Annotated in this window: 2 protein-coding genes; both read right to left on the reverse strand. The window is 73.4% G+C overall.

Annotated features, from left to right (window positions below; translation table 11 throughout):
- Positions 1–585: hypothetical protein (locus IEX89_RS24065; protein WP_210317709.1), on the reverse strand; the 585-nt coding region annotated here is incomplete at its 3' end.
- Entirely contained in the window at positions 545–1,387 is an 843-nt protein-coding gene (locus IEX89_RS24070; RefSeq protein WP_188915836.1) for a vWA domain-containing protein, read from the reverse strand. The genes IEX89_RS24065 and IEX89_RS24070, both read right to left, overlap by 41 nt.
- Between the last annotated feature and the right edge of the window lie 206 nt (positions 1,388–1,593).

Here is a 1,593-nt window from a genome sequence, read left to right on the forward strand (position 1 = left end):
GACGCGCCAGAGCCCCGCCTCGAAGCGACCCGTGACGACGGTGCCGCTCTCCATGGGCGCCCACGCCTCCGGCGACATGGCGTCGTCGAGAGGGATCGCGTCCCACGACACGGAGCCGCCGAGGCTCGGATCGACCGGCAAGCGGAACGTCGCCTCGACCTCGGGCAGCTCGTCCTGATCGGGCGCGCCGCGGGTCGCGGCGGCGGCCTGCGCCGCGAGCTCCGCTGCGGTCGTCGCGTCCGTGTCCTCGAAGGGGATGCCGACACCGAAGCGGCGCGAGAACATGATCTCGGTGCTTCCGCGATCGACGTAGCGCACCTCGTACTCGCCGGGCTCTTCGGGGACCCGGAGCCCCGTCACGCCGTTCTTGTGCAGGGCGAACGCCCAATCGCCCAGGCGCGTGTTCGGCGGATCGCCCGGCCGCGCGATCACGATCCGCTCCTCGATCCGCTCGGGTCCGCGGAACGCGAAGCGCACGCGTGTCCCCGGCTCCACGGATCCGATCGCCTCGAAGCCCATGGCCGGCGGCACCACCTCGATGGTCTCACGCGCGATGACCCCGCGGCCGGTGCTGGAGATGATCACGTCGTAGAGNCCCGAAGCCGCCGAAGCCGACTCCCTGCGTCCCTCCCTGCGGCACGAACCCGAGATAATCCGTGAAGCGTACGTCGCCCGACCATTCGATCGCGTAGCGGAAGCCCGCTTCCGCCTTGTCGGGCAGGACGAGCGACGCGATCTGCTCGGGGGCCGGCTCGGGCTCCGGCTCCGGCGCGACGCCCACCTGCGCGAGGGCGTCGGCCAGCTCCGCGCCGGAATTGGTCTGGAACAGCCGGCCGCCGGTCTGCTCGGTGATGCAGGCGAGCGCGTCGACCTCCGTGCGCGTCAGGCCGAAGCCGACCACATGGGCGCGGATCTCGATCCCTTCCGCGGCGAGCTCGGCTGCGAGCGCGCAGGGGTCGCCCTCGCAGGTCTCCAGCCCGTCGGTGACGAGGATGATGTCTGCGGCCTCCGCCGTGTCCGGGATCTCGGCGCGGGCCCGCCGCAGGCTCTGCGTCAGCGGCGTCATGCCCCGCGGCGTGAGCCCGCGCAGCCGCGCCTCGAGCGCGCTCGCGGCGGTGCGCCCCATCGGCGAGACGACCTCGATGTCCCCGCAATCGCCGCGCCGATTGTGCCCGTAGGCGACGACGGCGAGCGGCACCGCGCCGTCGCGGGTGCCAAAATACTCGCCGATGACGTCGCGCGCGACCTCGATGCGGCTGAGGTCGCCCTCGACCCGGTTCCACATCGAGCCGGACGCGTCGAAGACGAGGACGGAGACGCGCTCGGCCGTCGCGGGCGTCGCCGCCAGGATGCAGGCGGCCGCGAGGGCGGGACGTAGGCGGATCATGCGAGGGGCTCCGATCGGCGGTTCGGGGGATGTCGTGGAGACGGTGCGGGTCGGCCGGCTACGCGGCCGGCTCCGGATCGGCGCTCGGCGGGGGGCGCATTCCGACCCAGCGCGCGGCGCGCTCGGCGAGGGACTGGAACTTCCGCGACGCGCGATCGAGCTTGCCCTCCCATTCGGGGTCGGGCGTCTGGCCGTCGGTCCGGGCG

The sequence above is a fragment of the Salinarimonas ramus genome (genome assembly GCF_014645695.1).
Lineage (GTDB): Bacteria > Pseudomonadota > Alphaproteobacteria > Rhizobiales > Beijerinckiaceae > Salinarimonas > Salinarimonas ramus.